Consider the following 6,440-nt stretch of genomic DNA (forward strand, 5'->3'; position numbering starts at 1 on the left):
CACACCGAAGCCCGCGGCCCGACCCACCCCGCCCACGGCCCACCACCACCGACACACCGGAGCCCACGCCCCGGCCTACCTCTCTGACGCAGAGGGCGCCCGGGGAGAGTCCCTGGGCGCCCTCGGCACGTCACACGCGGCGAACCGTCAGGTCTTCTTCCCCGACCCGGCCTCGTTCCTGGAACCGTCCGCCCCGGCCTCGTTCGCGGACTCGTCGTCCTCACCGGCGTCCTCGGCGCGCTCGGCCTCGCCCGCCGAGTCGGCCGACTCGGCACCGTCGGTCTCGCCGCCGGAGGCCTGCGCACCCGGCTCGACGATCTCCTCCCGCCCGGGCCGCTTCTTCGACGACACCACCAGGTACGTGACCGCGAGCAGGAACACGAGGATCGCGGTCCAGACGTTCAGCCGAAGGCCCAGGATGTGGTGGGCGTCGTCGACGCGCATGTACTCGATCCACGCCCGGCCCGTGCAGTACGCGGCGACGTACAGGGCGAACGCCCGGCCGTGCCCGAGCCGGAAGCGGCGGTCCGCCCAGATGACCAGGAGCGCCACGCCGACGCACCACAGCGACTCGTACAGGAACGTCGGGTGGTACGTGCCCGGCACCCGCCCGTCGGAGGAGGAGGTGATCTCCAGGGCCCACGGCAGATCGGTGGGCTTGCCGTACAGCTCCTGGTTGAACCAGTTGCCCCAGCGACCGATCGCCTGGGCGAAGGCGATGCCCGGCGCGACGGCGTCGGCGTAGGCGGGCATCGGGATGCCACGGCGGCGGCAGCCGATCCAGGCACCCAGCGCGCCCAGCGCGATCGCGCCCCAGATGCCGAGGCCGCCCTCCCAGATCTTGAAGGCGTCCACCCAGTCGCGGCCCTCGCTGAAGTACAGCTCGTAGTCCGTGATCACGTGGTAGAGCCGGCCGCCGACCAAGCCGAACGGCACGGCCCAGACAGCGATGTCGGCCACCGTGCCGGCCCGCCCGCCCCGGGCGATCCACCGCTTGTTGCCGAGCCAGACGGCAACGAAGACGCCGATGATGATGCAGAACGCGTAGCCGCGCAGCGGAATGGGGCCGAGGTACAGCACCCCGCGCGACGGGCTGGGAATGAAGGCAAGTTCCATGGCAAGGTCGACGCTACCGTGCCGCACCGGGCCCGCGACGGGCGGCCCGGCTACGGGTCCATAACGGGGGCGTGAGAATTTCCCCTCACCCCTGGTTCGCCTCCTGCACCATCTGCTTCAGCTTGGCCGGGGTCATCGTCCGGTCCTGGTAGATGTTCTTGCCGTCGAACAGCACGGTGGGCGTACCCGAGAAGTCGCCCTTGTCGAAGGCCTGGTGGGACTTGGCGACCCAGCCGTTGTGCGTGCCCTTCTCGACACAGGTGCGGAAGGCGGGGGTGTCCAGGCCGTCGACCTTGCCGGCCAGTTCGATCAGCTTGGCGTTGTCCGCGTAGGCGTCGTCGACCTCCGAGGGCTGGTTGTCGAAGAGCACGTCGTGGTACGCGGGGAACTTCCCGGCGTCCTGGGCGCAGGCAGCCGCGTTGGCCGCGTTGCGGGAGCCGGTGCCGCGCATGTTGCCGTCGATGAGGGTGACCAGGTGGTACTCGACCTTGAGCTCGCCGGCGGTCGTCAGCTCGTGGATCACCGGCCGGTACGCCGTCTCGAAGGACTTGCAGGCGGGGCAGCGGAAGTCCTCCCACACCGTGAGCGTGGACTTGGCGCCGTCCTTGCCGACCGGGATGGCGAGGCTGTCCTTGCCCTGGGCTCCGGAGGGCGCGACGACCGGGCCCGAGGCCTCGCTGCCGTCGTCCTTCCCGGCGTTGGCCGCCACGACGCCGATCACCGCCGCGAGTCCCAGGACGCCGACGACGGCGCCGCCGACGATCAGTGCGCGCCGGCGCTTGTCCGCGGACCTCTGCTTCTCACGCTCGACCGCCAGCTTCTCCCGGGCGGTGCGCTTTCCCTCACGGTTCTTCTCGCTCACACCCCGGAAACGAACCGGGGAGGCGCACCGCGCCTCCCCGGCCCCAGGTCCACCCGTACGAGGGATCTGTATGACTTCCCGGCTTCCTACGCCTGCCGGCGCACGCCCTTGGCGAGGTCGCCGGCCAGCGCCCGCACGGCTTCCACCCCGGCCGCCGCGTCCGGCGCGTCCAGCATCGCCTTGACGAAGGCCGAGCCGACGATCACGCCGTCGGCGAAGCCCGCGACCTCGGCGGCCTGAGCGGGGTTGGAGACGCCGAGCCCGACGCAGACGGGCAGGCCGGTGCCGGTGGCCCGGGTGCGTTCCACCAGGTCCTGGGCCTGGTTGCTGACGCTGGCGCGGGTGCCGGTGACACCCATGAGGGAGGCGGCGTAGACGAAGCCGCTGCCCGCCGCCGTGATCTGCGCGAGCCGCTCGTCCTTGCTGCTGGGCGCGACGACGAAGACGGTGGCGAGATCGTGCTTCTCGGCGTGCTCCCGCCACAGCGCCGACTCCTGCACGGGCAGGTCGGGCAGGATGCAACCGGCGCCGCCCGCCTCGGCGAGTTCGGCGGTGAACCGCTCGACGCCGTAACGGTCGATGGGGTTCCAGTACGTCATCACGAGGATCGGCTTGCCGGTGGCGGCGTGCGCCTCGCGGACCGTGCGCATCACGTCGGCGATCTTCACGCCGCCGCGCAGCGCGATGTCGTCGGCGGTCTGGATGACGGGGCCGTCGAGGACGGGGTCGCTGTGCGGCAGGCCCACCTCGACGACGTCGGCGCCGCCGTCGATGACGGCCTTGATCGCCTCGATACCGCCGTCCACGGTCGGGAACCCGGCCGGAAGGTAGGCGATGAGGGCGGAGCGCCCTTCGGACTTGGCCGCGGCGAGGGTGTCGCCCAACAGCCTGATGTTGCCGCTCACTTGGCGTCCCCCTCGATCTCGGCGGTGCCGGAGGCGTCCTCGGCGACCTCGGCGTCGGTGTCGTACAGGCCGAAGTAGCGCGCGGCGGTGTCCATGTCCTTGTCGCCGCGGCCGGACAGGTTGACCACGATCAACCCGTCCTTGCCGAGTTCCTTGCCGACCTCCAGGGCGCCGGCGAGGGCGTGGGCGCTCTCGATGGCCGGGATGATGCCCTCGGTGCGCGACAGCAGGCGCAGGGCCTGCATGGCCGCGTCGTCGGTGACCGCGCGGTACTCGCCGCGGCCGGAATCCTTCAGGTAGGAGTGCTCGGGGCCGATGCCCGGGTAGTCGAGACCGGCCGAGATCGAGTACGGCTCGGTGATCTGGCCCTCGTCGTCCTGGAGGACGTAGGAGCGCGAGCCGTGCAGGATGCCGGGCTCGCCGGCGGTCAGGGTCGCCGCGTGCTCTCCGGTCTCTACGCCGTGCCCGGCCGGTTCGCAGCCGATGAGGCGGACGTCGGCGTCCGGGATGAACGCGTGGAACAGGCCAATGGCGTTGGAGCCGCCGCCGACGCAGGCGATGGCCGCGTCGGGCAGGCGTCCGGCGCGCTCCAGGACCTGGCGCCGGGCCTCGACGCCGATGACGCGGTGGAAGTCGCGGACCATGGCGGGGAAGGGGTGCGGTCCGGCGACAGTGCCGAAGAGGTAGTGGGTGCGGTCGACGTTGGCGACCCAGTCGCGGAACGCCTCGTTGATGGCGTCCTTGAGGGTGCGCGATCCCGACTTCACGGCGATGACCTCGGCGCCGAGCATGCGCATGCGGGCGACGTTGAGGGCCTGGCGCCGGGTGTCGATCTCGCCCATGTAGATCGTGCAGTCGAGGCCGAACAGCGCACAGGCGGTGGCCGTGGCCACGCCGTGCTGGCCGGCGCCCGTCTCGGCGATGACCCGGGTCTTGCCCATGCGCTTGGTGAGCAGGGCCTGGCCGAGGACGTTGTTGATCTTGTGCGAGCCGGTGTGGTTCAGGTCTTCCCGCTTCAGGAAGATCCGTGCGCCACCGGCGTGTCCGGCGAACCTCGGTACCTCGGTGAGGGAGCTGGGACGGCCGGTGTAGTTGACCAGGAGGTCGTCGAGTTCCCTGGCGAACTCCGGGTCGTGCTTGGCCTTGTCGTACTCGACGGCCACCTCGTCGACGGCGGCGACGAGGGCCTCCGGGATGAACTTGCCGCCGAACGCCCCGAAGTAGCCTTCAGGGCTGGGGATTTGACCCTCGGGGTCGGGGATGAAGAACTGGCTGGGCATGCGGATACCTCACGGTGAGTGTGTGTGGAATGCACTAGTCGCCGTGGGGGGCAGGGTTTGCTGTTGACCGCGGGCCGTGTATGGCCGATCGCGCAGTTCCCCGCGCCCCTAGAAGCCCTGCCATCGCATGCCGTTGACCTGCCCGGGCTCGTCACCGATGACGTACCGGACGCGGCGGCCGTGGACCCGGCGGGCGGGCGCGCGGCAGCCGCGGGGGCGGCAGCCGCGCGCGAGGCGGGCGTACCGGTCCACGGTCGTCATGATGGGAGTCATCGGGCCAACCCTAGCGGGAGATCAGCTCCGGCCGTGCCGGAGTGCCGGGTGCTCACCGGCCGCGACCAGGTCGGAGACCGCCGTCCTGGGGTCCTTGCCGGTGACGAGGGACTCGCCGACCAGCACCGCGTCGGCACCGGCGTTGGCGTAGGCGATGAGGTCGTGCGGGCCGCGGACGCCGGACTCGGCGATCTTGATGATGTGGTCGGGGATCTCCGGCGCCACCCGCTCGAAGGTGCCGCGGTCGACCTCGAGGGTCTTGAGGTTGCGCGCGTTGACGCCGATCACGCGGGCACCGGCGTCGACCGCGCGCTCGACCTCGTCCTCGTCGTGCACCTCGACGAGCGGGGTGAGCCCGATGGACTCGGCGCGCTCGATGAGGGACTCCAGGGCGGGCTGTTCGAGGGCGGCGACGATCAGCAGCACGACGTCGGCGCCGTAGGCGCGGGCTTCCCACAGCTGGTACGACGTGACGACGAAGTCCTTGCGGAGGACCGGGATGTCCACGCGGGCGCGGACCGCCTCCAGGTCGGCGAGCGAGCCGCCGAAGCGACGCTCCTCGGTGAGGACGGAGATGACGGCGGCGCCGCCCGCCTCGTAGTCCGCGGCGAGACCGGCCGGGTCGGCGATCGCGGCCAGCGCGCCCTTGGAGGGGCTGGAGCGCTTGACCTCGCAGATGACCTTGACGCCTTCGCCGCGCAGGGCGGCCGCGCCGTCCTTCGCCGCGGGAGCCTTCGCCGCGCGCTCCTTGAGCTCGTCGAGGCTGACGCGCGCCTGCCGCTCCGCGAGGTCGGCACGGACTCCGTCGATGATCTCGTCGAGCACACTCACGCGAGCGGCCCCCTTCCAGACTCTTGACAGTTCCAGCGACCGATCGGAAACCGATGGTCATAGCGATGGTATCCGCAGCGGGGCGTAGGCCTCGCATCCGGTTGACGCCGGTCCCAGTACCTGGACATCCGCCCGTCGATCAAGGATGGAGCCAGCCACCGAAGGGCAGGTTCCGGACAACCGAGAAGACCAGCAGCAATGCCCCGAGGCTCCACACCAGGCCGGGGCGGGGGTCGATCCGCAGGGGGCGCCCACGGGCCGCGTGCACCACCCATACGGTCCACAGCACGGCGAAGCCCAGGTAGCCCAGGGTCGCGAGCGCGTTGGCGTGCAGCGCGGTGAGGACGTCACCGTGGACGAAGGCGTGCGCGCTGCGCAGGCCGCCGCAGCCCGGGCAGTAGAGGCCGGTGTAGTGCAGCAGCGGGCAGACGGGGTAGTGGCCGGGCCGGTTGGGGTCCACGGCGCCCACGTAGGCGAAGGCGGCGCCGACGGCGGCGAGCACCCCGGCGGGGACGGCCAGACGGCTCGGGAGGCTCCGCGTCACCCTTCGGCTCTCGGCGTTCACGCCAGGCATTGTGCCCCGCACGCGCGTGAGGGGCGGTCCCGGCACCCCGTGCCGGCCGCCCCTCCCGCGACAACGCGGTGCTCCGCGGGGTCAGCCCTCGGCGCGGGCCGGCGCGCGCTCGCCGGTCATCTGGTGCGGCTGGTGCAGGTCCTTGGGCTGGCCCAGGCCCATCATCCGCATGATGGCGCCGACGACACCGCCGAGCAGCACGACCACCATGCCCGCCCAGAAGCCCACCGGCTGGTCCATCACCATGAACGCGCCCGCGACGCAGAAACCGATGAAGGCGATCGTGACACCGGTCCAGGCGGCCGGGGTGTGACCGTGGCTGCTGCCCGCCATTGCTTGCTCCTCGTTGCTGTGTGCGTGTCTGAGCAGGACGCTCGGGGCCATTGTCCCGCACGGGTACCCGGGAGGTGACCCGGGGTGCTCCCCCGGCTCACTCGTGCGGCTCAGGGGTCCTCCCGCCGTGCGCGCCGCGCCACGCGACCCGGGCGGGCCCGGGGCAAGGGGCCTAGGTGTGCTGACCGGACAGGTTGGTGACGCGGCTGGCTGGGGTGTGGCCGCTGATTCCGGTGTGGGGTCGGTGGTAGTTGTACCAGTCCAGC

8 protein-coding genes are annotated in these 6,440 nt (G+C 71.5%); all 8 read right to left on the reverse strand.

Annotated elements, in window-relative coordinates; translation table 11 throughout:
- Positions 1 to 147: 147 nt before the first annotated feature.
- Complete coding sequence (gene lgt / locus ACIQU3_RS24465; protein ID WP_403927730.1) at positions 148 to 1,116, reverse strand: prolipoprotein diacylglyceryl transferase; 969 nt, start codon at positions 1,114 to 1,116, stop codon at positions 148 to 150.
- An 85-nt stretch (positions 1,117 to 1,201) separates the two neighbouring features.
- Entirely contained in the window at positions 1,202 to 1,978 is a 777-nt protein-coding gene (locus ACIQU3_RS24470) for a DsbA family protein (protein ID WP_403729622.1), read from the reverse strand.
- A gap of 86 nt (positions 1,979 to 2,064) precedes the next feature.
- A complete protein-coding gene (gene trpA / locus ACIQU3_RS24475; protein WP_403729618.1) occupies positions 2,065 to 2,883 on the reverse strand; it encodes a tryptophan synthase subunit alpha in 819 nt (272 codons plus the stop codon).
- The gene (gene trpB / locus ACIQU3_RS24480; RefSeq protein ID WP_403729611.1) at positions 2,880 to 4,163 is read right to left on the reverse strand and encodes a tryptophan synthase subunit beta; all 1,284 of its coding nucleotides are present in this window, start codon (positions 4,161 to 4,163) and stop codon (positions 2,880 to 2,882) included. The genes trpA and trpB overlap by 4 nt, the downstream gene beginning before the upstream one ends.
- A 108-nt stretch (positions 4,164 to 4,271) precedes the next feature.
- Positions 4,272 to 4,436 carry a tryptophan biosynthesis modulator TrpM gene (gene trpM, locus ACIQU3_RS24485; RefSeq protein WP_403729605.1) on the reverse strand — a complete coding sequence of 55 codons (165 nt, stop codon included), beginning with the start codon at positions 4,434 to 4,436 and terminating at the stop codon, positions 4,272 to 4,274.
- A 21-nt stretch (positions 4,437 to 4,457) separates the two neighbouring features.
- Positions 4,458 to 5,267 carry an indole-3-glycerol phosphate synthase TrpC gene (gene trpC / locus ACIQU3_RS24490; protein WP_403729602.1) on the reverse strand — a complete coding sequence of 270 codons (810 nt, stop codon included), beginning with the start codon at positions 5,265 to 5,267 and terminating at the stop codon, positions 4,458 to 4,460.
- 139 nt (positions 5,268 to 5,406) lie between these two features.
- On the reverse strand, positions 5,407 to 5,841 hold the full coding sequence (locus ACIQU3_RS24495) for a DUF2752 domain-containing protein (protein WP_403729599.1): 435 nt from the start codon (positions 5,839 to 5,841) through the stop codon (positions 5,407 to 5,409).
- An 81-nt stretch (positions 5,842 to 5,922) separates the two neighbouring features.
- Positions 5,923 to 6,174 carry an HGxxPAAW family protein gene (locus ACIQU3_RS24500; RefSeq protein ID WP_403729596.1) on the reverse strand — a complete coding sequence of 84 codons (252 nt, stop codon included), beginning with the start codon at positions 6,172 to 6,174 and terminating at the stop codon, positions 5,923 to 5,925.
- Between the last annotated feature and the right edge of the window lie 266 nt (positions 6,175 to 6,440).

The organism is Streptomyces sp. NPDC101110 (assembly GCF_044759525.1).
Lineage (GTDB): Bacteria > Actinomycetota > Actinomycetes > Streptomycetales > Streptomycetaceae > Streptomyces.